This window comes from Kitasatospora sp. NPDC001683 (genome assembly GCF_053596495.1).
The window spans coordinates 1-23,128 of sequence record NZ_JBSFGK010000072.1; the positions used below are offsets into that span (position 1 = coordinate 1).

24 protein-coding genes and 2 pseudogenes are annotated in these 23,128 nt (G+C 71.9%); 16 read left to right on the plus strand and 10 right to left on the minus strand.

Annotated elements, in window-relative coordinates; all coding sequences use genetic code 11:
- Positions 1–301: 301 nt before the first annotated feature.
- Entirely contained in the window at positions 302–1,450 is a 1,149-nt protein-coding gene (locus ACWCYO_RS30060; RefSeq protein ID WP_270139859.1) for a tetratricopeptide repeat protein, read from the plus strand.
- Positions 1,451–1,717: 267 nt separating this feature from the next.
- Here the strand turns inward: ACWCYO_RS30060 and ACWCYO_RS30065 are convergent, their stop codons facing one another.
- From ACWCYO_RS30065 to ACWCYO_RS30075, 3 genes are all read right to left on the minus strand, one after another.
- On the minus strand, positions 1,718–1,861 hold the full coding sequence (locus ACWCYO_RS30065; RefSeq protein ID WP_270139861.1) for a hypothetical protein: 144 nt from the start codon (positions 1,859–1,861) through the stop codon (positions 1,718–1,720).
- Between the two features lie 496 nt (positions 1,862–2,357).
- Positions 2,358–2,561 carry a universal stress protein gene (locus ACWCYO_RS30070; protein ID WP_405000565.1) on the minus strand — a complete coding sequence of 68 codons (204 nt, stop codon included), beginning with the start codon at positions 2,559–2,561 and terminating at the stop codon, positions 2,358–2,360.
- Positions 2,562–2,805: 244 nt separating this feature from the next.
- Positions 2,806–3,159 (minus strand): DUF2267 domain-containing protein, encoded by a 354-nt coding sequence (locus ACWCYO_RS30075; protein WP_270139863.1) that lies wholly within the window; start codon positions 3,157–3,159, stop codon positions 2,806–2,808.
- Between the two features lie 131 nt (positions 3,160–3,290).
- Between ACWCYO_RS30075 and ACWCYO_RS30080 the strand changes: the two genes are divergently transcribed.
- From ACWCYO_RS30080 to ACWCYO_RS30090, 3 genes are all read left to right on the plus strand, one after another.
- Positions 3,291–3,533 (plus strand): hypothetical protein, encoded by a 243-nt coding sequence (locus ACWCYO_RS30080; RefSeq protein ID WP_449785949.1) that lies wholly within the window; start codon positions 3,291–3,293, stop codon positions 3,531–3,533.
- Between the two features lie 85 nt (positions 3,534–3,618).
- Positions 3,619–4,257, plus strand: coding sequence for a protein-L-isoaspartate(D-aspartate) O-methyltransferase (locus ACWCYO_RS30085; protein WP_270139866.1), 639 nt, complete (start codon positions 3,619–3,621; stop codon positions 4,255–4,257).
- 564 nt (positions 4,258–4,821) lie between these two features.
- The gene (locus ACWCYO_RS30090; RefSeq protein ID WP_449785950.1) at positions 4,822–5,340 is read left to right on the plus strand and encodes a CBS domain-containing protein; all 519 of its coding nucleotides are present in this window, start codon (positions 4,822–4,824) and stop codon (positions 5,338–5,340) included.
- A gap of 294 nt (positions 5,341–5,634) precedes the next feature.
- Here the strand turns inward: ACWCYO_RS30090 and ACWCYO_RS30095 are convergent, their stop codons facing one another.
- Positions 5,635–6,129 carry a universal stress protein gene (locus ACWCYO_RS30095; RefSeq protein WP_270139870.1) on the minus strand — a complete coding sequence of 165 codons (495 nt, stop codon included), beginning with the start codon at positions 6,127–6,129 and terminating at the stop codon, positions 5,635–5,637.
- 288 nt (positions 6,130–6,417) lie between these two features.
- Between ACWCYO_RS30095 and ACWCYO_RS30100 the strand changes: the two genes are divergently transcribed.
- The 3 genes from ACWCYO_RS30100 (at position 6,418) to ACWCYO_RS30110 (ending at position 10,383) form a co-directional block, all read left to right on the plus strand.
- Positions 6,418–7,770, plus strand: a complete 1,353-nt coding sequence (locus tag ACWCYO_RS30100) for a phosphoribosyltransferase family protein (protein ID WP_449785951.1) — start codon at positions 6,418–6,420, stop codon at positions 7,768–7,770.
- Positions 7,771–8,065: 295 nt separating this feature from the next.
- The gene (locus tag ACWCYO_RS30105; protein ID WP_449785952.1) at positions 8,066–9,028 is read left to right on the plus strand and encodes an STAS domain-containing protein; all 963 of its coding nucleotides are present in this window, start codon (positions 8,066–8,068) and stop codon (positions 9,026–9,028) included.
- Positions 9,029–9,117: 89 nt separating this feature from the next.
- The gene (locus tag ACWCYO_RS30110; protein WP_270139875.1) at positions 9,118–10,383 is read left to right on the plus strand and encodes an APC family permease; all 1,266 of its coding nucleotides are present in this window, start codon (positions 9,118–9,120) and stop codon (positions 10,381–10,383) included.
- A 190-nt stretch (positions 10,384–10,573) separates the two neighbouring features.
- Here ACWCYO_RS30110 and ACWCYO_RS30115 read toward each other — a convergent pair whose 3' ends face one another.
- The gene (locus tag ACWCYO_RS30115; protein WP_270139877.1) at positions 10,574–12,412 is read right to left on the minus strand and encodes a glycoside hydrolase family 15 protein; all 1,839 of its coding nucleotides are present in this window, start codon (positions 12,410–12,412) and stop codon (positions 10,574–10,576) included.
- Between the two features lie 136 nt (positions 12,413–12,548).
- Complete coding sequence (locus ACWCYO_RS30120; RefSeq protein ID WP_449785953.1) at positions 12,549–13,838, minus strand: ROK family transcriptional regulator; 1,290 nt, start codon at positions 13,836–13,838, stop codon at positions 12,549–12,551.
- Between the two features lie 181 nt (positions 13,839–14,019).
- Here ACWCYO_RS30120 and ACWCYO_RS30125 point away from each other — a divergent pair, with 181 nt between their 5' ends.
- Entirely contained in the window at positions 14,020–14,460 is a 441-nt protein-coding gene (locus ACWCYO_RS30125; protein WP_270139883.1) for an extracellular solute-binding protein, read from the plus strand.
- Between the two features lie 214 nt (positions 14,461–14,674).
- On the opposite strand, the gene ACWCYO_RS30130 is transcribed toward ACWCYO_RS30125, so the two are convergent.
- Positions 14,675–15,091, minus strand: a complete 417-nt coding sequence (locus ACWCYO_RS30130) for a hypothetical protein (RefSeq protein ID WP_449785954.1) — start codon at positions 15,089–15,091, stop codon at positions 14,675–14,677.
- Between ACWCYO_RS30130 and ACWCYO_RS30135 the strand changes: the two genes are divergently transcribed.
- Together ACWCYO_RS30135 and ACWCYO_RS30140 are read left to right on the plus strand one after the other, a co-directional pair.
- A complete protein-coding gene (locus tag ACWCYO_RS30135) occupies positions 15,092–15,253 on the plus strand; it encodes a hypothetical protein (protein ID WP_449785955.1) in 162 nt (53 codons plus the stop codon).
- A 218-nt stretch (positions 15,254–15,471) separates the two neighbouring features.
- Positions 15,472–17,196 (plus strand): hypothetical protein, encoded by a 1,725-nt coding sequence (locus ACWCYO_RS30140; RefSeq protein ID WP_270139886.1) that lies wholly within the window; start codon positions 15,472–15,474, stop codon positions 17,194–17,196.
- Between the two features lie 107 nt (positions 17,197–17,303).
- Here the strand turns inward: ACWCYO_RS30140 and ACWCYO_RS30145 are convergent, their stop codons facing one another.
- Positions 17,304–17,534 (minus strand): hypothetical protein, encoded by a 231-nt coding sequence (locus ACWCYO_RS30145; RefSeq protein ID WP_270139888.1) that lies wholly within the window; start codon positions 17,532–17,534, stop codon positions 17,304–17,306.
- Between the two features lie 269 nt (positions 17,535–17,803).
- Here ACWCYO_RS30145 and ACWCYO_RS30150 point away from each other — a divergent pair, with 269 nt between their 5' ends.
- The 3 genes and pseudogenes from ACWCYO_RS30150 to ACWCYO_RS30160 all read left to right on the plus strand — a co-directional run.
- The gene (locus ACWCYO_RS30150; protein WP_449785956.1) at positions 17,804–18,013 is read left to right on the plus strand and encodes a transposase; all 210 of its coding nucleotides are present in this window, start codon (positions 17,804–17,806) and stop codon (positions 18,011–18,013) included.
- A 31-nt stretch (positions 18,014–18,044) separates the two neighbouring features.
- Positions 18,045–18,197 (plus strand): annotated as a pseudogene (locus ACWCYO_RS30155) (NF041680 family putative transposase); the annotation flags it as partial.
- A 7-nt stretch (positions 18,198–18,204) separates the two neighbouring features.
- Positions 18,205–18,699, plus strand: a pseudogene (locus ACWCYO_RS30160) (nitroreductase family protein); the annotation flags it as partial.
- A 55-nt stretch (positions 18,700–18,754) separates the two neighbouring features.
- On the opposite strand, the gene ACWCYO_RS30165 reads toward ACWCYO_RS30160, so the two are convergent.
- Complete coding sequence (locus ACWCYO_RS30165) at positions 18,755–19,387, minus strand: TetR/AcrR family transcriptional regulator (protein ID WP_449785957.1); 633 nt, start codon at positions 19,385–19,387, stop codon at positions 18,755–18,757.
- Between the two features lie 411 nt (positions 19,388–19,798).
- The gene (locus ACWCYO_RS30170) at positions 19,799–20,638 is read right to left on the minus strand and encodes an NAD(P)H-binding protein (protein WP_449785958.1); all 840 of its coding nucleotides are present in this window, start codon (positions 20,636–20,638) and stop codon (positions 19,799–19,801) included.
- 82 nt (positions 20,639–20,720) lie between these two features.
- Here ACWCYO_RS30170 and ACWCYO_RS30175 point away from each other — a divergent pair, with 82 nt between their 5' ends.
- From ACWCYO_RS30175 to ACWCYO_RS30185, 3 genes are all read left to right on the plus strand, one after another.
- A complete protein-coding gene (locus ACWCYO_RS30175; protein WP_270139892.1) occupies positions 20,721–21,668 on the plus strand; it encodes an AraC family transcriptional regulator in 948 nt (315 codons plus the stop codon).
- 90 nt (positions 21,669–21,758) lie between these two features.
- On the plus strand, positions 21,759–21,956 hold the full coding sequence (locus ACWCYO_RS30180) for a hypothetical protein (protein WP_449785959.1): 198 nt from the start codon (positions 21,759–21,761) through the stop codon (positions 21,954–21,956).
- 734 nt (positions 21,957–22,690) lie between these two features.
- Positions 22,691–23,014 carry a hypothetical protein gene (locus ACWCYO_RS30185; RefSeq protein ID WP_270139896.1) on the plus strand — a complete coding sequence of 108 codons (324 nt, stop codon included), beginning with the start codon at positions 22,691–22,693 and terminating at the stop codon, positions 23,012–23,014.
- The last annotated feature ends 114 nt before the right edge of the window (positions 23,015–23,128 follow it).

Consider the following 23,128-nt stretch of genomic DNA (forward strand, 5'->3'; position numbering starts at 1 on the left):
GGCTCCACACCTACAATCACCACCGCGGACACACAGCACTCGCAGGCAAGCCACCCGCCAGCCGCGTCCCCAACCTCACGAGTCAGAACAGCTAGCTGTCCTCACCCAGGACGTTGTGCTCACGCTGGCCGGCGGGCGGCGCCCGTAGGGTTTCGTCGGCAGCATCCAGGTAGCGGGCACAGAACCACGGCGTTCAACACGAGTCCGAGGCTGGCGAGCTGGCCCTCCTGGCCGTCTTTGTACGCCTGCTGGCGAACGTGGAGCGGGCGCGGCCGGCCCCCTCCAACGAGGGACTGAAACTATGACCGCGCGCCACCTTCCCATGCCCGGCGCAGTGGTGGGGCCCTATGCTCGTCGTGGTTTGCCCGGGGAGAGGAAACAAGCGGTGGGTTGGTGGGCGCGTCGGCGGTTGAACCGCCGGCTGGAGGCGGCTGAGTACCTGTACAAGCAGTTGCGCTGGGTGGACGCTGAGCGGGAACTACGCGCTGTCCTGGAGGCAGCTGCGGACGGAGCAGGCTCGCTGGTCGGCTCTGCACGCACCCTTCTGGCCCAGGCGCTCCGCATGCAGGGCCGTCTACAGGAAGCGGAGAGCGAGGCCAGGTCCGCAATCGCCGCCCAGCCGGTTCCGGGCAGGTTCGAGGAGCGCGACGGACAAGACGTACTGGCCTTGGTCCTCGGTGACATGGGCCGCCACCAAGAGGCAGCCGACCTCCTGGCCGCCACCGCCGCAGCACGCGCCCGCATCACCTCCTCCGGTCAACGGCTCGTCCTCAAGAGCCGCAGCGACCGCCTCCAGCACCTGGCCTACCTCGGCCTGCACGAGGAAGTCGTCGCGGAAGCAGCCGCCGTGAAGACCGCCGCCAGCGGCACTGACGACATCCACCGGATCATGCTGCCGCTGGCTGCCGCCAACGGCCTGGCCTTCAGCCTCTCACTCCACGGCCACTACGAGCAGGCCGAACAGGTGCTGCTCCCGGTGCTCGAGGAGGCGCACCGGCAAGGCCTGGGCAGGTTCCTGATGGTGCTGCACCTCGGCGCGGCGCGGGCGCTGACCGGTCAGGGCCGGGCTCAGGAGGCGCTTGCCGCCGTCGACCAGGCGCAGGAGACCTTCGACCGGACTCCGGGCGCCGGCGCACTGACGCACGATCTGAGCGCGATACTTCTGGCCAGGAGTGCGGCGCTGCTCGCATCGAGCCGGCCCGCTGACGCCGAACACGAGGCCCGGCGGTGCCTCAGCCAGTGCGAGCGCCGCCTCGGCCCCGGTCACCATCGCGCGCTGGAAGCCGCCACCGTGCTCGGAACCGCCCTTGCGGATCTGCACCGCAACGATGAGGCAGTCGAACTCCTGCACACCACTCACGACGCCTGGCACACCCGCTTCGGCCATGACCACCACGGCACCATCCGGGCCCGCCAGCTCTTGGCCGCCCTCACTGACCAATCCTTCTGACGTCCCCGGCCGAACCGGGCGCAAGCGGGAGGCGCCTGCGATAGGGCCCGCAGCTCGGTGACTGCAGGGACTGCTGGCGGCCGCGTCGTCCGGGTCAAGCAGCCACTCAACTGCCCCGATGAGCCACGGCCGGCCCTGGTCCTCGTCATACTCGCCGGACCACGCCAACCTGCGACGCAGAGTGACCGATGCTGCTGGCCGTCGGCGGATACGCGACTCCTGAACATGTGGGCCTACCAGTCAAGACCTGTGGCCTGACCTGCGGCATCAGGACCGCTCGGTTGCTCGCGCGTCGCCGGTCAGCGCGTACCGGCGGCACGCGAGCAGCTCCTCGGCGCTGCTGCCGATCTCCTTGCCCAGGACGTGCAGGACCTCCTCGGCGTCCCGCTCGGCGACGTACCCAGGCGCCACCCGAAGGGCGAGCAGCCCGAGCTCACGCTGGATGCGCAGGTCCTCTGGTACAGCTCGCGCCCTCGGGCGGCCAGCGCCCGCAATGCCTCGACCGGGTACCCGTCCGGGCCCGGCCTGCTCTCCAGCTCGGCGACCGGCACGTCCGGCCGCTCGCGCAGCTCGGTGAACGCCGCCGTGACCGCCACGCGTATCCGGTCCGGCTCCAGCTGCGCGCCGCCGGCCTCGACGCGGGCCTGCGCCAGGTGCCCGCGACCAGGTCCGTGAGCTCGACCACCGCCCGCACCGGCAGCACCAGGCCGCTGTCCCGTGCGTGGGACAGCTCCGGCCCGGCCTCCCGGCCGACGACGTCCTCGTTCGACGGCGCTCTCGACGTCTCGGCCGGTGGGGGTGGAGCGTTACGTCCGGTGGCTTGGCAGATCTGTCGGTTGTCATCGGATTTCCTCCGTTCGTGGCCGCGATAGTGGTCGTTGTCATTACGGGCATCAGGTGTACCGGGTCAGGCCGCCGAGCCCCTGGGCATGAGGGTGATCGTCGGGTACGTCCAGGCCGTCACAGCCTCGACCACGGCGCCGCTGAGCCGAGCCTGGTCGACGGCCCCCCGCAGCGCCTGCCGGGAGGCCGCCGAGCCGTCCACCCCCACCACGATGCGGCGCACCGTGCGGTCCTCGCCGTCCGTGGTGGAGTTCGCTCTCGTTCCCACACCACCACCGTGCCCGGGCCACCCGCTCCGGTCCAAGGTCCGGTCGCCTCCACCGGACGGGGCCACCCGGCTGCGAGTGGATCTCCGATCGCGCTCGCGCGGGCGGCGCAGCAGCATGGAGGAGGGACAGGATTGATCGAGGAGGATGGGGATGGCCGACGATCTGCTTCAGCGGCGTGCGCGCTGGTGGCCGACGGCCCGACGAGACCCGACGCTTCAGGTCATGCCCATGGGCTCGCGTCACTCACCGCTGCGGTGACGGCTCGGACGGCGTCCTCGGCATCCTCGGCCGCGGGGAGGCCTCGCGGCCGAAGCGGTCGGGATACTCCTGCCGGTCGACCTTCACCGGCGTGGGGTGCGGGCCCCAGCCCTCGTAGTAGACGCCCCGGACCAGGGTCGGCGACTGGGCGCCGAGATGAGCCGCGACGTCGATCGGGAGCCGGTCGCGCAGGGCGTGCGGCCAGGCCCGCAACAGCCGGTAGGCGCGGTGGCGGTCCTCCGACCCTCCGGTGGTCTTGGCCACGTCGATGAGCTGGGTTTCGCGGTCTGGACGGCGCGGTCGGAAGTTGGGCAGTCCGGTACCGGTCGTGATCGTCATACCCCCGTGTGACAGCGTATCCGCCACTGTCGCCAGGGCGGTTCGATTCCGTGGTCACGGTCCGCAGCCGATGGGCGTTACGGAGGACTCGGGCGCGGGGCGCAGACGGCTCCGACGAACTCGGCGACCTCGTGCCGCTCCAGCTGCTGGGCGATGTCGGCCTCGCTGATCACGCCGACCAGCCGGTGGGCCTCGATGCCCGGCAGGCGGCGGTGCGTCTGGAGGCGGTGCCGCTGTTCCTGGACTTCCGCCACACACGCCTCGCCCGCGGCGAGGAGCGGGAGTGGATCCGCGAGCGGTTCACCGCCGCCTGCGCCCACCTCGGTACCGAGGTGGGCGAGCGGGCCGGACAGCTGACGGTCGGATGGGGGTGAGAAGAGGCAATCCGGGAGGCGGGCAAGGCCGGCGCAGAGTTCCGGGTCGGAGCGGGAGGACGAATGGGTCGGAGCGGGAGGACGAATGGAAGGGGCTCGCCCCGAGGATCTGGTCCGTGCGGTGCGCGCGGCCGGTGTACGCGACGAGCGGCTGCTCGGCGCGATCCGCGCCGTCCCACGCGCGGGGTTCGTTCCCGCCGGGCAGGAGCAGCTCGCCTACGAGGACAGGCCGGTCCCGATCCCGCACGGGCAGGTGACCACGCAGCCGTCGCTGTCCGCGGTGATGATCGAGGGCCTCACCCTCGCCGGTGACGAGCACGTTCTTGAAGTGGGCACCGGTCTCGGTTTCCAGACGGCGCTGCTGGCGTACCTCGCGGCCGGCGTGGTGAGCATCGAGCGGTGGCCGGACCTGGCCGCACAGGCCCGGCGCAACCTCGATCGGCGAGGTATCCGCAACGTCGAACTGCTCGTCGGGGACGGCAGCTTGGGAGTGCCCGAGCGCGCTCCGTACGACGCCGTACTCGTGTCGGCGGCACACCCCGATGTCCCCCCGCCACTCGTGGAGCAACTCCGTCCCGGCGGCCGTCTCGTCCAGCCGATCGGGCCGGGCGGCCGGGAGGACGTCGTGGCCTTCCGGCGGACGGCCTCGGGGCTGGAGCGGGAGCGGTTGCTCATCCCGGCGAGGTTCGTCCGCCTCCACGGCGAGTACGGCTTCCCGCCGTGATCCGGTGGACGCGGGCCCCTGCCGTACGACGGCCACTCGGGCACGACCGGCGAGGAGCGGCGCCACGGACCGCACGCGGTGTGGCACGGTACGGATTCCGCCCGGCGGAATGGTGTCGGTGACCAGCAGCAGACTGATCGGAAGGCGGGCGAGCCGGGTGGGGCATGGTCCACGAGCAGCGGGTGGGTGGGTGGCGGCGCCGGTGATGTCGGGCGTCGCCCCGTGGGCCAGCAGGACCTGGACGGCCGTCGCGATCGTGATACCGATGCTGATCATGTCGGACCGCATCCAGTGGTGGCTAGCCCGGCTCCTGCTCGCCCAGGCGGCCCACTTCGGACCGGAAACCGGCCCTGGACGGGCACGCCCGAAGCCGGGACGGACCTGGTGATGTGCCGATGGGGCCGGTGGACCCCTATCCGCCGCACCGGCCGGCGAGTGAGCCTGGGTGCGCGGTGGCAAGCAGCCGCAGGGACCCCGTAGGAGCGCTTCCAGGGGATCGGCAGTGCTGCCGGGCCCGGACACGGATCTTGCGCTGTGCCGCCGCCACACCGGATGGAGATGACCATGGAACCACCGCCCCGCGCTCAGACGCCGTCCGGCGAACAGCTGGTGGGCGAGGTGATGTGCACCGCGCTGTGCGCCGTCACCGAGGACGAGAGCGTGCTGGTCGCCTGGGAGCTGCTGGAACGCTCCGGGTACCGGCACCTGCCGGTGGTACGCGCGGACGGCCGCTGCGCGGGACTGCTCGACCGCGCCGACCTCGCGGTCGCCTGCGCCGCTCCGGCCACCGTGCTGTCGGGCACGACCGTCCGCGAGCTGTCCCAGGGCCGCCGCCCCGCCCAGGTCCACCCGGGCGACACGCTGCACCGCGCAGCGGTGGTCCTCGGCCTGAGCGGCGTCGACGCCCTGGTCTCTACGGCCTGGCCAGAGGCGGTCACCTTGGGGTTAATTCGGTCTTCTTCGTTTTCGTGGCCTTGTTCTTGGCGATCGCCGGTTACACGTGGTGGTGGTACGGCGACTCCCCCAAGGCGGTGGCTTTGCGGGCGAAGGCAGAGGCCAAGAAGGCCGCCCGGCAGCAGTTGAGCTGATCGCCCCGGCCTCCTGTTCATCCACGTCCGCCCGTCAGAAGCCGTCATCACACCGTTCCTGATGAATTCGGGTTCGACGGAGGCAGATGGGTCAGCAGAACTACGTCTCACCGCTTGATCGAGACCGTCACTCGAACGAACCGCACCCCCGCCAGGAGTACAGCCCGAAGGCCACCAGTGCATACATGAGGAGGGCAGGCGGGCGCCGTTCGGGTGGGTGGTCACGGAGTGCGGTGCATGGTCGTCGCTCCTGGACCGGCGACAGACGGCGGCGTTCCCGAACTCCGGATCAGGCGGGCGCGACAGGAGGCCCGGGCGGCACGACGACGACAGGGACGTGGGCGTGGTGGACGATCTCGGTGCTGGTGGAGCCGAGGGCGAGGCGGCCCCAGAGGCCGGCGCCACGGGTGCCGACCACGAGCAGGCCCGCACCTTCACTCGCGTCCAGCAGGACCTGGGCGGGGCGTCCGCGCTCGCAGCGGACCTCGACCTCGACGTACGGCTCGCCGACCTGCCGGCGCAGCTCCTCGACGGAATCCGTCACCTCGCGGGCGACGACGTCGTGCAGGTGCGTCGACGGCGCGCCGCTCGTACGGGGCCACGAGGGCGTGCCCAGGTCGGACGGGTCGGCGCGGCCCGAGCCGTAGGCGCGCACGGCCCGCACGGCAACGCCGCGCAACTGCGCCTCCCGCAACGCGAAGAGCACCGCCCGGCGGGCGGACTCCGAGCCATCCGTGCCGACCACGATCGGCCCGGCCGAACCCGGTGCGGGAGTGCTGCTCACGGAGACCTCCAACGTGTGCGTCTTGACTGCGCCGACTGCCCGGCTCCGCGGATCCGGATGCTCCGGCGGCGATGCGGTCGCCGGTTCGCCCGCCTCCTTTCATGCTCCTCCGCCACTGCCGCCGCAGCACGTCCGTCCCTGGTGCGAGGTCCGGCCGGGAGCCTGCGGACGGCAACGGCGCGGCCGTTCGCGCGCGACTGGCAGGAGGGAGATCGTGGGAGTGGGCAGGCGGTCCGGCGCGGGGCCCGGGCCCAGCAGTGGTTCCTCGTGTCCGGAGGAGGGCCGGTCATGTACTTCGTCGATCGAATGGACGCGGGACGTCGCCTGGCCGAGCGGGTCGGGCACCTGACGGGCGAGGACGTGGTCGTCCTCGGACTTCCCCGCGGTGGTGTGCCGGTGGCGGCCGAGGTCGCCAAGGCGCTGCACGCGCCGCTGGACGCGATCGTCGTGCGCAAGCTCGGCGTGCCGTTCCAGCCGGAGCTGGGCATGGGCGCGATCGGCGAGGGCGGGGTCCGCATCGTCAACGAGGCGGTGATGCGGGCGACGCGCACCTCCGAGCAGAAACTGGCCGAGGTGGAGGCGCGGGAACGGGTCGAGCTGGACCGCAGGGCGCAGCGATACCGGGGTGACCGGCCCCGCGCCGAGCTCACCGGCCGTACGGCGGTCGTGGTGGACGACGGGGTCGCGACCGGTTCGACCGCTCTCGCGGCGTGCCTGATCGCCAGGAACCAGGGGGCGGCCCGGGTGGTCCTCGCCGTCCCCGTCGCGCCGCCGGGCTGGACCCGCAGGCTGGTGGACGCGGCGGACGAGCTGGTGGCGCTGTCGACGCCCGGGGAGTTCTACGGGATCGGGCAGTTCTACGAGGACTTCGCGCAGACCACCGACGCCGAGGTGATCGCCTGCCTGGACGAGGCCGCTGTCCGGATGGGCGGTGGCCGGCCGCCCGCCCCCGGCTCGCGACTGCCCGCCCGGCCCGGTTCGGCGCGGGCCGACGACCCGGAGGTCGTGGTGGACGCCGGGCCGGTACGGCTCGGCGGGAACCTGACCGTGCCCGAAGGGGCGGCGGGGATCGTGGTGTTCGCGCACGGCAGCGGCAGCAGCCGGCACAGTCCGCGCAACCGGTTCGTCGCGAGCGCGCTGAACCGGGCGGGTCTGGCCACCCTGCTGTTCGACCTGCTCACCGAGGAGGAGGCGTTCGACCGGGCGAACGTCTTCGACACCGCCCTGCTCGCCCACCGCCTGACCGACGCCACCCACTGGCTGCGCGGCCGCGACGACGTCGGTGACCTCGCGGTCGGCTACTTCGGGGCCAGCACCGGAGCCGCCGCGGCACTGTGGGCGGCGGCGGAGCCGGACTCCCCCGCCCGGGCGGTCGTCTCCCGCGGAGGGCGGCCCGACCTCGCGGGCCCCCGACTGCCGGCCGTCACCGCGCCCACCCTGCTCATCGTCGGCGGCGACGACCACGTGGTCCTCGACCTCAACCAGCAGGCCCGGGCACGGCTGCGCTGCGAGAACCAACTCGCCGTCATCCCGGGCGCCACCCACCTGTTCGAGGAACCCGGGACGCTCGAAGAGGCCGCGGACCTGGCCGCCCGGTGGTTCACCGCCCACCTCACCCCGGCGCCCGACACCGCACTCTGAGGCCGACTCCCCGACCAGGGCGCCATCGGTCGGAGGAAGAACTTCACCATCCGGGCGGGGCGGGGTGCGCTCAGGGCTCCACGGTCCACTACCACCTCACCAACCCGCAGGTCGCCGAGTTCCTGCGGGTCGCGCGCACCGTCCTCGGCGGGGTCATCAGCGGCCAGGTCGAGCTCCTGAACGGCCTGCTCACCCAGCCCCAGGGCCCCGCGCGCGACTGACCGCGCCCCTTTCATGCCCGTCCGCCCACAAGAGCCGGCCATTGTCTCGATCCACCACTTGCCAAACATGCAATTTGGTCGGCTCGCTGCGCGCGCTCGCCCGCACCGGGCGCGGCGAGGCCGCCGTGCTGGCCCTCACCGCCGCCGACACCCTCGCCTTCGACCTGGTCACCGCCGTCGTCGTCGGCCTGCTCGTCTCCGGCGTCCTGGCGCTCGCCGCCGTCGCCAAGGCGGCCAGGATCGAACAGGTCCCGCTGCACCAGGACCTCCCGCCGTCCGACCACCACGACGAGGAGCAGGCACTGCTGGCCGAGCACATCGTCGCCTACCGGATCGACGGCCCGCTGCTGTTCGCCGCCGCCCACCGCTTCCTGCTCGAGCTCACCCGGTCCGCCGAGGTCGAGGTGGCCATCCTGCGGATGTCGCGGGTCAGCGCCATCGACTCCAGCGGTGCCACCGTCCTCGGCGACGCCATCGCCGAACTCCAGCGCCGGGGCACCCTCGTACTGGTCTCCGGCATCCGCGACGAACACCACCGGCCCCTCGACGCCCTCGGCGTACTCGACCGGCTGCGCGCCGACGGCCACGTCTTCGCCGACACCCCCGAGGCCATCGCCCATGCCCGCGCCCACCTGCGCGGCGACGCCCCCCGCGACCGGGCACTCCCGCACCGCGTCCGGGGCTTCCCGTTGACCGAACCGCCGGGAGGCCGCGGTGATCCGCCGCTGGCGGGACCGGCGCCGCCGCGTCGGCCGCCTCCCCGTACCGGCCTCTCCGTCCGTTCCGCCTGTTCCGCCCGCCGACCTCCCCGAATGAGACCGCTCCTGCGCTTCACCGTCACCCGGTACGACGACCACGGCGCCCGGGCCGAACGGCAGACCGTCGACCTGCCCACCCTCCGGTCGCTCCTCGCCGCGGCCGCCGCCACCGGCCGCCGACTGCACATCCGCCCCCGGCCAGCGGACGGCCTGCACCCCGGCGCTCGCCCGGAGGCCGGGCTACCGACGGCCGGTCGATCCGACAGTCTGTCGGGCTGACCACTCGGTCTCCCCGAACGCCGACGGCCTTCTCCCCGTCCAGTAGGGTGCGCGCCGACACACCGAAGCGCACCGGAAGGTAGGGATCCATGAGTTCACCGGCACCGGCGGCCGGCCCGGAGGAATTGCGGCGGCACCTGGGCGTCTTCGACGCGGTGGTGATCGGACTGGGGTCGATGATCGGCGCGGGCGTCTTCGCGGCGCTCGCGCCCGCCGCCGGGGCCGCCGGGTCCGGGCTGCTGATCGGGCTGGCGCTGGCCGGGGTGGTGGCGTACTGCAACGCGACGTCCTCGGCCCGGCTGGCCGCCCGCTACCCGCAGTCCGGCGGGACGTACGTGTACGGGCGCGAGCGGCTCGGCGAGTTCTGGGGGTACCTCGCCGGGTGGGGCTTCGTGGTCGGCAAGACCGCCTCCTGTGCGGCGATGGCCCTCACCGTCGGCTCGTACGTCTGGCCGGGGCAGGCGCACGCGGTGGCGGTCGCGGCGGTGGTGGCGCTGACCGCCGTCAACTACGTCGGCGTGCAGAAGTCCGCCTGGCTGACCCGCGCCATCGTCGCCGTCGTCCTCGCGGTACTGGCCGCCGTGGTCACCGCCTGCCTCGTCAGCGGCCACGTCGACACCGGCCGCTGGGCGGTCGGCGCGGACGCCGGCCTCCACGGGGTGCTCCAGGCGGCGGGCCTGCTGTTCTTCGCCTTCGCCGGGTACGCGCGGATCGCCACCCTCGGCGAGGAGGTCCGCGACCCGCAGCGCACGATCCCCCGCGCGATCCCGCTGGCACTCGGCATCACCCTGGTCGTCTACGCCGCCGTCGCGCTCGCCGTCCTGGCCGTGCTCGGCCCCGACCGGCTGGCCCACGCCGCCGCGCCGCTGGCCGACGCCGTCCGGGCCGCCGGGGTACCGGGCCTGGCCCCGGTCGTCCGGGCCGGCGCGGCCGTCGCCGCGCTCGGCTCGCTGCTGGCGCTGATCCTCGGCGTCTCCCGCACCACCCTGGCGATGGCCCGCGACCGCCACCTGCCCCACCGGCTCGCCGCCGTCCACCCGCGCTTCGGCGTGCCGCACCGGGCCGAGCTGGCCGTCGGCGGCACCGTCGCCGTGATCGCGGCCGTCGGCGACGTCCGCGGCGCGATCGGCTTCTCGTCGTTCGGGGTGCTCGCCTACTACGCCATCGCCAACGCCTCCGCCTGGACCCTGAACCCCGAGGAGGGGCGGCCGCCGCGCGTGGTTCCGCTGCTCGGGCTGGCCGGCTGCCTGGTCCTGGCCTTCGCCCTGCCCGGCGCCTCGGTGCTGTGGGGAGCGCTGGTGCTCGCCGTGGGCGCCGCCGCTTACGGAGCGCGCAGGGCCCTCGCGCGCAGCTGAACCGTCCGCGGGGCCGCACACCCCGACCCGCCGGGCCGGTCGGCTGCGGACCGCCCGTGCTGCCACCGGTGGCGCCCTGACGACGGACCGCCGTCAGGGCGTCACCGGTGGCGGGGTCGCGGTCCTTGCTGTGCGAGACCATCGGCCTCCCGCACGAAATCAGACCACCCTCTCGGCCCGCCGGCAGGACTCAGCCGAGCGCTCGGTCGAGGTTGAAGGCGGCGCTGATCAGCGAGAGGTGGGTGAACGCCTGCGGGAAGTTGCCGAGCTGCTCGCCGGTCCGGCCGATCTCCTCCGCGTAGAGGCCGAGGTGGTTGGCGTAGGTGAGCATCTTCTCGAAGGCCAGCCGGGCCTCCTCCAGGCGCCCGGCGCGGGCCAGTGCCTCGACGTACCAGAAGGAGCAGATCGAGAAGGTGCCCTCGGAGCCGCGCAGGCCGTCCGGGCTGGCCTCGGGGTCGTAGCGGTATACCAGGGAGTCGGAGACCAGGTCCCTGGTGAGCGCCTCCAGGGTGGCCAGCCACTTGGGGTCGGTGGGCGAGATGAACTTGGCCATCGGCATCATCAGCACGGAGGCGTCGAGCACATCGGCGCCCAGCGACTGGACGAACGCCCCGCGCTCGGCGGACCAGCCCTCCCGCATGATCTGCCGGTAGATCGCGTCCCGGTTCCGCTGCCAGTGGGGGAGATCGGCGGGCAGGCCGCGCCGGTTGGCCATCCGGATGGCCCGTTCGATCGCCACCCAGCACATCAGCCGCGAGTAGACGAAGTTCCGCCGGCCGCCCCTGGTCTCCCAGACGCCCTCGTCGGGCTGGTCCCAGTGGTCGCAGAGCCAGTCCACGACGGCGCCGACCTCCTCCCAGTGAGCGCTGCTGATCGGCTGACCCCACTTGTCGTACAGATAGACGGAATCGATCAGCGCGCCGTAGATGTCGAGTTGGAGCTGATGGGTGGCGGCGTTCCCGACCCGCACCGGCGCGGAACCCAGGTGCCCCTCGAGGTGGCTCAGCTCCGACTCGGGCAGGTCGCTGCGCCCGTCGATGCCGTACATGATCTGCAGCGGGCCGGCCGGGCCCGTCCCCCGCATGATGCCCCGCTCGGACAGGAAGCCCATGAACGCCTCGGCCTCCGAGGTGAAACCCAGCCGGAGCATGGCGTAGACGCAGAAGGCGGCGTCGCGGACCCACACGTACCGGTAGTCCCAGTTGCGCCCACCGCCGACCTGCTCGGGCAGGCTGGTCGTCGGCGCGGCCACGATCGCACCGGTCGGCACGTAGGTGAGCAGCTTGAGTGCCAGCGCGGAGCGGTGCACCATCTCCCGCCACCGGCCTCGGTAGCGCGAGCGGCCCAGCCAGTGGCGCCAGAACCGGACGGTCGCCTCGAACTGCTCCTCCGCCTCGGCGTGCGGGCAGGCCCGCGGGCGGACCTCGTCGCTGATCCGGTCGAGGGCGAACACCACGGACTCGCCCTCGAGGAGCTTGAAGTGCGACCGCACGTCCCTGCCGTCGCCCTCGAGCGGCGCGGTGGAGGTCAGGGCCAGGGAGATCGACGGGGCCTCGAAGACGGCCTCCTGGGCCTGCACCCGTACGGTGTGCTGCTCCGTCCCGTAGCCGAAGCGGGGCGCGATCCGCGCCGCGAACGGCAGCGTCCCCCGGACACAGATCACCCGCCGGATCAACCGGTGCCGGGCGGCCTCCCGCGACTCGTCGACGACCGGCATGAAGTCCTGGATCTCCGCCACCCCGTCCGCGCCGTAGAACCGGGTGATCAGCACGTTGGTGTCAGGGAAGTAGAACTGCCGGGTCCTGGCCGGCACGTCGGCGGCCAGCTCGAACGACCCGCCCCGGTCGGCGTCCAGGATGGACCCGAACACGCTCGGTGCGTCGAAGCGCGGGCAGCAGTACCAGTCGATGGTGCCGTTGGTTCCGACGAGCGCGGCGGTGCGGAGATCACCGATCAGGCCGTGCTCGGAAATGGGCGGGTAGCGCGAGCCGTCCGACCCCCCGGATCCGGATCCGTTCCCGAACTCCATGCCGGCCTCCCTACCGTTCGGCTGCGGGCGGGTGCGGGCTCAAGAAGACCTTGTCTCTCATGGTAGATCGCGCCGGGGAACCGGCGAGGCGGGCCGGGAACGCGTACCCGTGCGGGCAGCGGCGCTCACCGTCCGCTCAGGCGGTGCCCGCCATCGCCGCCGTCGGGTCCTGGTACACCGCGTCCAGTGCCAGCAGTGCCCCGCCCAGGGCCGTACCGGTGAGCCCGAGCCGGGAGAGCACGATCTCGCACCCGCCCGTGTCCGGGGCCATCACCAGCTCGTGCACCTGACGGGTCACCGGCTCGATCAGGTACTCGCCGAAGAACCCGAAGTGCCCGCCGAGCACCAGCAGCCTCGGGTTCAGGATGTCCGCCAACAGGGCCAGCCCCGGGGCGAGTTGGCCGGCGATCCGGCCGAGGGCGGCCAGCGTGCGCGGATCGCCCGCCCGGGCGCGCTCGCGCAGCACGGCCAGGCGGTGACCCAGGTCGATCGTCGGGTCGCAGACCGGGTCGCCCGGGTCGGCGGCGTACCGCAGCAGGGCGTCGCGCCCCACCGTGGTCTCCCAGCAGCCGCGCCGCCCGCAGGCGCAGGGCTCGTCGGAGGGGACCAGCCGCAGGTGGCCGACCTCGCCCGCGTAACCGCCGGTGCCGCGCACCAGTCGGCCGCCGACGACGATGCCCACGCCGACGCCGGTCTGGCCGGTGACGAAGACCAGGTCGCGCACGTGGTCGGCGCAGACCTGCACGTACTCGGCCAGGGCCGCGAGCTTGGCGTCGTTCTCCAGGTGCAGCTCGGGGGCGCCCGGGCCGAGCCGGCTCCGCAGCCCGGCCAGCGCCGGGACCTCGCGCCAGCCGATGTTGGAGGCGTACCTGACCACACCGGCCGCCATGTCCACCGCTCCCGGGGTGGCCAGGGTCAGCCCGACCACGTGCCCACCGGCCGCGCGCACCGCGTCGCCGGCTTCCTCGGTGAGGCGGGCCACCGCGTCCAGCGCCGTCCCGGCGTCGACCGCGCGCACGTCCAGCGGGAGGCTGCGCTCGTAGGCCACTTCGCCGCGCAGGTCGAGCGCCAGCACGCTGACGTAGTCCACGTTGATCTCGGCGCCCAGGCCGTGGACCCGACGTCCGTCCACCTCCACCGCCTGCCCCGGGCGGCCGACCGCGCCCCGGTCGCGCTCGACGGCTCGCTCCGCGGCGCTCTCGCGGACCAGCCCGCCGTCCAGCAGTTCGGCGATCAGGTGCGAGACGGTGGCCTTGGGCAGCCCGGTGTCCTCCGCGATCCGGGCCCGCGAGCGCGGTCCCTCGTCGCGCAGCAGCTGCAGCACCAGGCTCAGATCGGCCCGCCGGGAGGCGGACCGGTCCCGCGCGACGGCCGGTCGCGCCATGGCCAGGTCCCGTACGCCCGTGCCGTCCGGCGGCTGGTTCACGGTCGCCCGAGTCTCCTCTCGTGCATGTGGCGCAAGGCCTATTGACTTGACCTTGTATTAGTTCAAACAATAGCCGAACGAATCCGCCGATGCTCGGTCCTGACTGAATCCGCCTGGTTTCGAACTCTCCCGAGCAGGTTCGCGCACCCCCCTCGGCCCTTCCCCCCTTCAGGAGGCACGTGTGAAGGCAAGCTCCCATCCCTCGGCCACCGCGCTCGCGGTGCTCACCGCAGCCGTGCTCACCGCCACCGTGGTGACCGGCTGCTCCCCCGGCGGCGACCACACCGGCGACGCGGCCGGCACCTCCGGCGGTGTGGTGAAGCGCGACTTCTGGGGCTGGGCGCCCGGCTACGACCAGTCGGTCGCCCTGTTCAACCGGACCCACCCGAACATCCAGGTGGCCTTCGACATGACCGCCTCCGGCAGCAAGGGCGGCTACACCAAGACGCTCACCGCCGCCAAGGCCGGCAACGCGCCCCGCCTGACCCAGGTCGGCTACGAGACGCTGCCCAGCTTCGACGCCGCCGGCGCACTGAGCGACGTCACCAAGTACGCGAGCGCGGCCCGGCCCCAGTTCGCGGACTGGACCTGGAAACAGGTCACGATCGGCGGCCGGACCTAACGGCAACGCCGGCGGCTCGGCCACCGCGGTGCACGTGGCGCCCATCCGGTATGAAGAATCCCCCGGAAACACATGAAACGCCCACAAACACCAGACGGACAGGGTGAGCTGTAGGCGCCGGGGCTGGAGGGGTGTGGCGGTCTACCGTCCGGTGCGGAAGCAAAGCCAGCGAAACTGGCCGCCCTGGCGCGGAGGTCGGCGCTCTGCCGGAGTGTCAGCCGGCGGTGATGCGGGCGAGGGTGGCCTGGAGGCGGCGGACGGCGTCCTCGGCTTCGGTGTAGTGCTCGGGGGTCGGGGGGACGGTGCCGAAGGCGTGGTCGTCTGCGGCGGGCAGGGCGCGCCAGTGCAGGACGGGTTCGAGCGCGGTGATGGCGCCGGAGAGGAACCAGGCCAGGCGGCCGTGGGTGCTGGCAAGGGCGATTGCGAGGACGGCGAGGACTTCCCGCAGGTGTTCCAGTCGGTCCTTCTCCGGCAGCACCTCCTGGGCGTCCGGCGGACCGACAGCCTCGCGCAGCCCGGCCTCGACCTGGACCGCGAGGCCGCGGTCGCCCGGGGTCAGTTCCCATACGCGGGCGCGGATCTGCTGCTCGGCTTCCTCAGCCAGGCGCGCGACCGTCGTCTGCATGTCCATGTGGATCACTGTAGTGCGCGTGTCCAGTGGGGCGTCGTCGGACAACGGGTGGACCAGGACACCTGGTGGACGAGCATCGATATCGGCAGCGCCTACATCGTGATGTCCGCCTCGGTCGAGGTGCTCGAAGTACTGGAGACCCGGCCGCCCACTCTTGCGTAAGCACGGAGCGCTCGGGCTCGACTGGCACTGACCCGACCGGGCCCGGTGCCCGCCGAGAAGCGACTGAGATTCCGGCCAGAGCGGGGACCGGTTCGGGACAGCTCCGGGCAATCGCGTCTCATGGACGACGGGACGGTGCTTACCGTTGACAGGACTGTTGGCACCCATTCCGTCGTCAGCCCGCATCGCGTGAAACGCCGAGGTAGGGAGACCGCACCGTGCCGTCCTTGCTGCACTACGAGATCGTGACGGATCCGACATCACTCCGAGCGTCGCTCACGAACGAACCGTCCCTGGGGACGGTGTACGTGATCGTCTCCAACACCCACCAGGCCGAGGTGAAGTGGGACCACATCGATGTGGCCATCCCGCTGCTCAACCTGTCCTCCAACCTGACGGACAATCCCTCGGCGGTCACCGCGAGCATCGAGCGGACGTACCAGCACCCGCTCGACGACGCGCTGGAGTTCGCGTGGGACAGCGTCAACGACTGCTTCCGGGCGCGGCTCTCCCGCGCGCAGCCTCCCACGCGCAAGCACGCGCTTCTGGCCGGTCACGGGGCGCTGGTGCTGAAGCTGGAGAACGTCCCGGTCTCCGAGGGCGCGGGCCTGAGCTTGCTGGAGATCCGCGACAACGCGTACGGCGGCGACGGCGGCGTCGCCAGGCGGGACGGCCACTTCACCACTCATCTCGGCCTGGTGAAGCAGACGCCGCAAGTCCCGCGCAACTTCCGACCGGAGAAGTCCCTGGTGAACGGTGACGCGAACGAGCAGCTCGTGCTCCTGTGGGACGGGCCCACCGACCTCAACTACGACATCGTCGACCAGACGGGGACCGTGATCCACCAAGAGCCGGCTGTGGGTCCGGGCTACCGGGAGTACTCCCCGAAGATCCCCGCCCCGAAGCGCGGCACCACCTACACCCTCGTCGCGAACGCGCCCGGCGCCGGACAGCAGCAGCGCGGGTACTTCCTCACCACCACCGTCCACGCGGTCGTCCCCGAGTTCGAGAGCGGGACGCGCACCCCGTGGGTGGAGGGGACGACCGACAAGGGCCGGGTCACCTTCGCCACGAACGGCGTGAAGGTCCAGCTGCCGGACGGCAGACTGGGAACGGTGACGGCCGACGACGTCACCACCCGTCTGGTCCAGGGGCTCACCGACGACGCCGGCTGGATGACCTTCCCGAACCGCGGCGTCAACATCTACCACGGCCACAACGCCACCCCTGGCATCCTCACAGCCGCCCGGGTCGACGCGGAGGAGGGCGTCAACACCCCGTGGGTGGGCAGCCGCGAGGCCGGCCAGAGCTGGATCGCGTTCACCGAACCCGGCGCCACCCTCTACAAGGACAACGGGGGTCAGGAGCGCGGCACCTTCACCGCCGAGAAGGTCGACGTCCACGGCCTGAACACCACCTGGGTCGGCGATCGCGACGGCGGCAAGGGCTGGGTGGAGTTCCCGCAGTCCGGCATCAACGTCCGCAAGGACGGCGGCGGGGCCTGGGGCAACATCGCCGCCGACAAGGCCGACCTCAACGGCATCAACACCAAATGGGTCCAGGGCCCCGGCACCGGCGACGGCTGGATCGAGTTCCCGGAGTCGGGTCTGAACGTGTTCCACGGCCAGGGAAGGGACTGGGGGACCGTCGCCGCCGGCAAGGCCGACGTGAACGATCTGGTCACCGGCACGGCGCTGGTGAAGAAGCGGCTCACCGTCAAGGGAGGGATGACGGTCAGCGAGGGACATACGCGGGCGCTGTTCACCCACCCCAACGGCTATGTGGGTATCGACACGGGCATGGAAGTCAAAGGCCGGGACGGTCAGGGGTATGTCTTTCGGGTTAACGAAGGTGGCGAATATGGAGTACTTGTCAACGGTCCCCTTGCTGTCACCCGGACAATCTACGTGGGGGGTGAAAATGGGGGAGGCAGGTTCCTTTAGCTAGTGCCGCATCAGGCCACGTTCGCCCTGTAGCGCATGCTGGTTGTCGGCAGGCTGCGGTCAGCCGCCGCGGGCAAAGGCGTGACGGGAAATCCGGACACGGTCCGTCAGAACCGGTTGCGCCGTACGACGGGCCGGACGGGCCGGGCCTGTTCGGTGCCGCGCAGCGCGAGGGCCGCGATACGGGTGCGCTCCAGCCAGCTCATGACCTGGCGCAGCGTGTCGGGGTCGAGGTGGCGGGTGAGGTCCCGGACGGCCTGGTGGTCGTCGTCGGTGACAGGTCGAAGACGGCCTTGCGGCCGGTGGCGCTGCGGGCCGCGACATCCGGGACCTGCCACTGCGGGAACGGTGGGAGGCGCTGGAGATGGCGCTCGCCGGAGCCCGGCCGCCCCTGCAGATCTGCATGGCGACCACCAGCCGGGCAGAAGCTGCCGACTGCGGCAGGTCTTCCGGGCGACATCCTGCTCTGGCTCGCGGACAGCGGATACGCCAGCGCCGCCTCCTTCGAGGAACTCGCCGACCTGCCGCTACTGGTCTCGGTCACCAGCGAGGCTGACCAGGCGGGGATTCCCCGCAAAGCGCCAGACCCCCCGCCGGCCAACAGGCCATGGCCGACCGCCTGGCGACCCCGACCGGCCGGGCCCAGTACCGCCAGCGCAGCGCGCTCGTCGAGCCGGGCTTCGCCCAGCTTTTCCAGCGATTCGGCCGACACCTCAACTACCGCGGACACCGGGCCGTCGACACCGAGATCAAGCTCCTCGGCACCGTCCACAACCTCAGCAAGCTCCTCGCTGGCACCGCAAGATCGCGCTCTTGACTCCCGAATGGAGTAGGTCGTGCGACAGCCTCTCCCCACTCCGGCCCGCGTGCCGAAACCCTCCCGACCTGGCCCCGGACGGCCACCGGGTTCGAAGAACCGCAACCCGGCACCCCGCCACGACGTCGGCAAGACCGTCAAACGCGAACCCACGCTCCAGGCCCACCTCGCCGCGCGAGGTTAAACGTCAAGCTAAGAGGCGTGCGACGGCCAGGGCATTGGCAGGCGACCCGGGTGATGAGCGGGAGTATCCGATGTACCCGGCCGAACTGACCTCGCCGTATCTGGACCGCTTCTCGGCCGCGGCCGCCCAGCGATACCAAGCGCTGGGAATCGGGCGCGACGACCCCGACCGGCCCAGGAAGATCGCCGCACTGAACTCGGAGGCGTTCGGAGCGCCGGTCGTCCTGTTCTGCTACGTCGACCGGACCATGGGGCCCGGACAGTGGGGAGACGCAGGGATGTACTTGCAGACGGTCATGCTGCTGTTGCGGGCGGAGGGGTTGCACAGCTGCCCGCAGGTGATGTGGACCATGTACCGAAAGACCGTCAGCCAGATAGTCGGAGCCGATGGCGGACTCGTGCTGTTCTGCGGCGTCTCGGTGGGCTACGAGAAGGAAGGCGTACCACCGCTGCGTACCGGGCGGGCGGACATGGCGGAAACAGTGAGCTTCATCGGGTTGTGACCGCCAGGCGGTCGACATCCAGAGGATCGCCCGTTGTAGCGCTGTGCGAGTGGCTTCAGCGCGGCCGGTCGGAGGCGGGATCGCTGGCGAGGAGTGGGCGGATGGCGCCGAGCACCGCGCCGACGCGGACGTCGTGCAGCTCGGTGCGGGTGCAGGTCTGCCTGGTCAGCCAGTCGACGCAGAGCGTCTGCACGAAGACCAGCCAGCTCCGGAGCACGCTGGAGACCGCCTCGCGCGCGTTCTCGTTGGCGAGCGGGAGAACGCCCAGCAGTCGGGCGCGGAGGGCGTCGAGCTCGTCGGTCATGATCGTCTGGATGACCGGGTCGCCGGCGAGCACGCGGTTGGCGGCGAGGACAGCGTTGCGGTTGGCGATGAAGTAGTCGAGGTGGGTGTCCAGTCCCTGGATCAGCTGATCGACCAGGGTATCGCCCGGGTCGAACCGGGTCTCGGCGAGCAACCGGTCCGCCGCCTGCTGGTAGACGGCCGCGAAGAGGTCGTGTTGCCGTCGGCGCGCAGTTCTTCGCCGCCCGACCACCGCTCCCAGCAAGCCGGTTCGTTGGACGTGTGCTACGGCGACCGGTATCTCGTCGCGAGCGAGGCAAGCCGATGACCCTGTCTTGCGGGACTGGCTTCCCACTGCGCTGGCCGTCGCGGACGGTGCGGGCCGGGCGATCGACCCGCACCCCATCCGCGGCTCCCTCCGTGAAGGCGGACAGCGGCTTCGTGTGCGCGAGCCGCTGACCCCGGCGGCGCTGTGGAGCTCCCGCAGGTGGCCAGGGCCGCTGCCGCTCACATGCGCGGGCCCGGTCGCGCTGCTGACCGCAGCCCAGTTGAGCACCAGGCTTGGAGGAGCGGTTCGCGCGAGTGGATAGGCGCGGGCTGTGGCACGCGGCTCCACCCGCTTGAACCGGCCCGCGATCCGAGCCATGGCCTGGTCGAACGCAGCCCGCCAGCGGGCTGCGTTCATCCCGTGGGCCGTGGCCACCGCCCGTCAGGAGTCCGCACAACCTTGATGATCACGGTGGCCGTTCCAGTTCTCGTGCGGGTCCGGCGCAAGACTGCGAAGTCACACCGGTGTACTGACCGGTGGCCCGTCGGGTCAGCTCCAGCGGCCTGCGGCGGCGGCCTCGGCGACGTAGTCCTCGAACGACCTGGGTGGCCGGCCGAGCGCCCGCGCCACGCCGTCGGAGACGCCCGCGCCCCTGCCCTCGCGGATGTCCACGAGCAGGCCGGTGAGTAGACGAGCAACGCCAGCGGGCGGCGCGCCTTCGGCGACCATGCGGTCCACAAAGACGTCAGGATCGACGTCGAGGTGACGGACCGTCCGGCCGGTGGCGGCGGCGATCAGGTCAGCCGCCTCGCTGAAGCCGATCGCCTGCGGGCCGGTCAGCTGGTAGGTCTGTTCGCTGTGGCGGTTCTCGGTCAGCGCCGCGGCGGCGACCTCGGCGATGTCCTCGGCGTCGACGAACGGCGTGCGCCCGTCACCGGTGGGCAGGGCGAGGGTGCCGGCCAGGACGCCCGGCAGCCAGAAGGTCTCGCTGAAGTTCTGCGCGAACCAGTCGGGTTGCAGGATGGTCCAGTCGACGCCGGAGTCGCGGACGGCCCGTTCGGCGGCCTTGAGCGGGTGGCCGTCGTCGGCCCGGCCGACGCCGTGGGCGGAGAGCAGCACCAGCCGCCGCACGCCCGCTGCGACCGCGTCGGCGACCAAGCGCGGCATGCGCTCCTGCCGGTCCACGCCGGGCTGCAGGTTGGGCTCCAGGAGATAGACGGCGGCAGCGCCGTCGAGGGCGGGCGCCCAGGTCGCCGGGTCGTCCAGGTCGAAGTGGACATCACCGCCGGTGCGGGAGGCCGTACGGACCGGCCGGCCCATGGCCGTCAGGCGGCGGGCGATGCGGCGGCCGGTCGTGCCGGTGCCGCCGAGAACGAGGATGGTCTTCATGCCCTCCAGACAACCCCCGCCGAGAAAGACGATCCATGGGAGACCGTCGCCGATCCCTTTGTGATCGTCTAGCGTGGCCGGCATGGACGTCCTGAGCGATCTACTACACCGGGCCCGCGCCAGGAACGCGCAGATCCGGCAGCTGATCCAGCGGCCACCGTGGTCGATGACCTTCGCCGACGCCCCTCCGCTCACGGTCGTGGCCACCCTCGGCGGCCACGCCTCGGTCCGGCTCGACGACGATCCGCAGGCCGCGCCGGTGCGGTTGGCCGCCGGGGACATCGCCCTCATCGGCGGCATCAACCGGTTCACGATCGCCGACGCCCCGGACACCCCGCCGCAGGTGGTCGTCCGCGGCGGACGGAAGCACCTCATCGACAGCGGGACGGCGGCGCGGCAGAACCTGGCACCCCGCACGTACGGCGACGGGCTGCCCGGCGCCACCACCCTGCTCCGGGGTGCCTACGAACTCCGCGGCGACGCGGGCAAGCGTCTGCTCGGCCTGCTCCCGCAACTGGCCGTCGTGCCCACCGGGCCGCGCACCCGGGCGGCGCTGGACCTGCTCGCCGCCGAGGTCGCCCAGGAAGAGCCGGGCCAGGACGCCGTCCTGAACCGGCTGCTGGACCTCGTACTGGTGCTGGCGCTGCGCGCCTGGTGCACCCGACCGCAGGCCGAACCCCCCTCCTGGTACCGGGCGCTGGCCACCCCGGCTGTCGGCGACGCTCTGCGCATGCTGCACGAGGACCCGGCGCACCGATGGACGGTCGCCGAACTGGCCGCGCGGGTCGGCCAGTCCCGGGCCGCCTTCGCCGCGCACTTCACCGGCGTGGTCGGCGAGCCCCCGCTCACATACCTCACCGCCTGGCGGATGGCCCTGGCCGCGGACCTGCTGCGCGACACGGAGAAGACCGTCGCCGCAGTGGCGCGCGAGGTGGGGTATGCGGACGCGTTCGCGTTCAGCGTGGCGTTCAAGCGGGCCCGAGGGGTCAGTCCGTCGGGCTGGCGGCGGACGGCTGTGCACGGAACTTGACCACTGGACTACAGCATCGAGCATGAACGCCGACGGCTGGTCGACGGACACCCGGATTACGACACCGTCGCGGTCAGCTGAGCCGACCACATGCGCGAGGCTCTGGCCGGGGCACCGTACCTTCGAGCGGCTCCGGCGCTGTTCGCCGACCTGGTCCTCGCCACCGGTGGCGGGCCGGTGGCGGACGTGGGCTGCGGCCCGGGACACGTCACCGCCCACCTGCACGAGTTGAGTCTCGACGCCTGGTGTCGACCTTTCACCCATGGTGATCGACGAGGCTCGGCGTGACCATCCCAGCTGTGGTTCCAGGTGGGCTCGATGACGGACCTCGATCTCGTCGACGAGTCGGTCGCCGGCCTGCTCGACCAGCAACTCCAGCGTGGTCGCGATGACCGGCACCGCATCGTCGTACTCGCGCCAGCCGTCCCCGTCGGCATCGTCTCCTCGGACGACCGCCGCCCCAGGCATAGCGCGCCAGGTCCGCCACCGCCTGCTGCCGGTTGGCCAGCGCCACCGGCCCGGCATCGGTGACGACCAGGGCGACCGGCGGGTACCCCGGCCGGGTGTGCCCCGGGTAGGCCCGACGCCACCAGTGCACCGTACGGTCGGCCTCTCCTTGTCGGCGAGGGCCGGGTCGTTGGCGCGGACCTTCACGCGGAACAGCTCACGGTAGGCGGTGAACTTCGCGGCCACCCGCTCCGGCGACATCGTCGAGCCGTCGACCTCCACCATCAGCACCAGCACCCCGATCTCCGGGGCCTGCCACACCGCGTCCGGACCTACCTTGCGCTTCCCGCTCGGCAGCAGGAACTCCACCTCAGTCGCCCCGGACGTCACCGGTCCGATCCTGTCGACGACGAGTGAGTTGAGCACGCGTACTCATGCGTTGGATCCGTTCGTCAGTGGAGGGTGGGGGCGGATGTGACGGACGAGTGCGGGGAGACGCGGTGTCTCGGTGGGGGCGGGTCGGCAAGTTGGTGCTCGCGGCGGCGCTGACAGGGGCGGTCGCGGGGTGCGATCGCGTGCCGACCGGCGACGAACTGACGGAGATAGCCAAGGCGCCGCAGGCACAGTCGCAGCGAGCGGCGGAGGAGGCCCGAATCCGCGACCTGATCGATCGCCTGGGCCGGGTAGAGGGGCTGAAACCCGTGCTCACCCTGCTCGACGACACCTGCGAGAGGCACAACCAGAACCTCCTGGAGTCACGTACACAGGTGTTGTTGAGCTGCAAGATGCGCGCCATCGCGGACTTCAGCGTCCGGGGAGTGGCTTTGATCACGAGTTGTGGGTTCTGGCACAGATCTTGGGGAGCGGTTGCGGAGCGTCACCCTGGTGTTCGATTGTGAGGGGCTGGGTTGCGTGAGACCGCGTACGCCTGGCTACCCGACAGCCGGAAGTGACGCTCCATCAACTCCTCGGTGGTCTCTGTCGTGGTCGGCCGGTGGCTGTGATCGTGCTGG

Excerpts from the sequence above, each read along its gene's own strand:
- ACWCYO_RS30060 (WP_270139859.1), top strand. The coding sequence starts at position 302 with ATGACCGCGCGCCACCTTCCCATGCCCGGCGCAGTGGTGGGGCCCTAT.
- ACWCYO_RS30075 (WP_270139863.1), bottom strand. The coding sequence starts at position 3,159 with ATGACGATCACGACCGGTACCGGACTGCCCAACTTCCGACCGCGCCGT.
- ACWCYO_RS30085 (WP_270139866.1), top strand. The coding sequence starts at position 3,619 with ATGGAAGGGGCTCGCCCCGAGGATCTGGTCCGTGCGGTGCGCGCGGCC.
- ACWCYO_RS30090 (WP_449785950.1), top strand. The coding sequence starts at position 4,822 with ATGGAACCACCGCCCCGCGCTCAGACGCCGTCCGGCGAACAGCTGGTG.
- ACWCYO_RS30100 (WP_449785951.1), top strand. The coding sequence starts at position 6,418 with ATGTACTTCGTCGATCGAATGGACGCGGGACGTCGCCTGGCCGAGCGG.
- ACWCYO_RS30110 (WP_270139875.1), top strand. The coding sequence starts at position 9,118 with ATGAGTTCACCGGCACCGGCGGCCGGCCCGGAGGAATTGCGGCGGCAC.
- ACWCYO_RS30115 (WP_270139877.1), bottom strand. The coding sequence starts at position 12,412 with ATGGAGTTCGGGAACGGATCCGGATCCGGGGGGTCGGACGGCTCGCGC.
- ACWCYO_RS30130 (WP_449785954.1), bottom strand. The coding sequence starts at position 15,091 with ATGGACATGCAGACGACGGTCGCGCGCCTGGCTGAGGAAGCCGAGCAG.
- ACWCYO_RS30150 (WP_449785956.1), top strand. The coding sequence starts at position 17,804 with ATGGCCGACCGCCTGGCGACCCCGACCGGCCGGGCCCAGTACCGCCAG.
- ACWCYO_RS30165 (WP_449785957.1), bottom strand. The coding sequence starts at position 19,387 with ATGGGGTGCGGGTCGATCGCCCGGCCCGCACCGTCCGCGACGGCCAGC.
- ACWCYO_RS30170 (WP_449785958.1), bottom strand. The coding sequence starts at position 20,638 with ATGAAGACCATCCTCGTTCTCGGCGGCACCGGCACGACCGGCCGCCGC.
- ACWCYO_RS30175 (WP_270139892.1), top strand. The coding sequence starts at position 20,721 with ATGGACGTCCTGAGCGATCTACTACACCGGGCCCGCGCCAGGAACGCG.
- ACWCYO_RS30180 (WP_449785959.1), top strand. The coding sequence starts at position 21,759 with ATGCGCGAGGCTCTGGCCGGGGCACCGTACCTTCGAGCGGCTCCGGCG.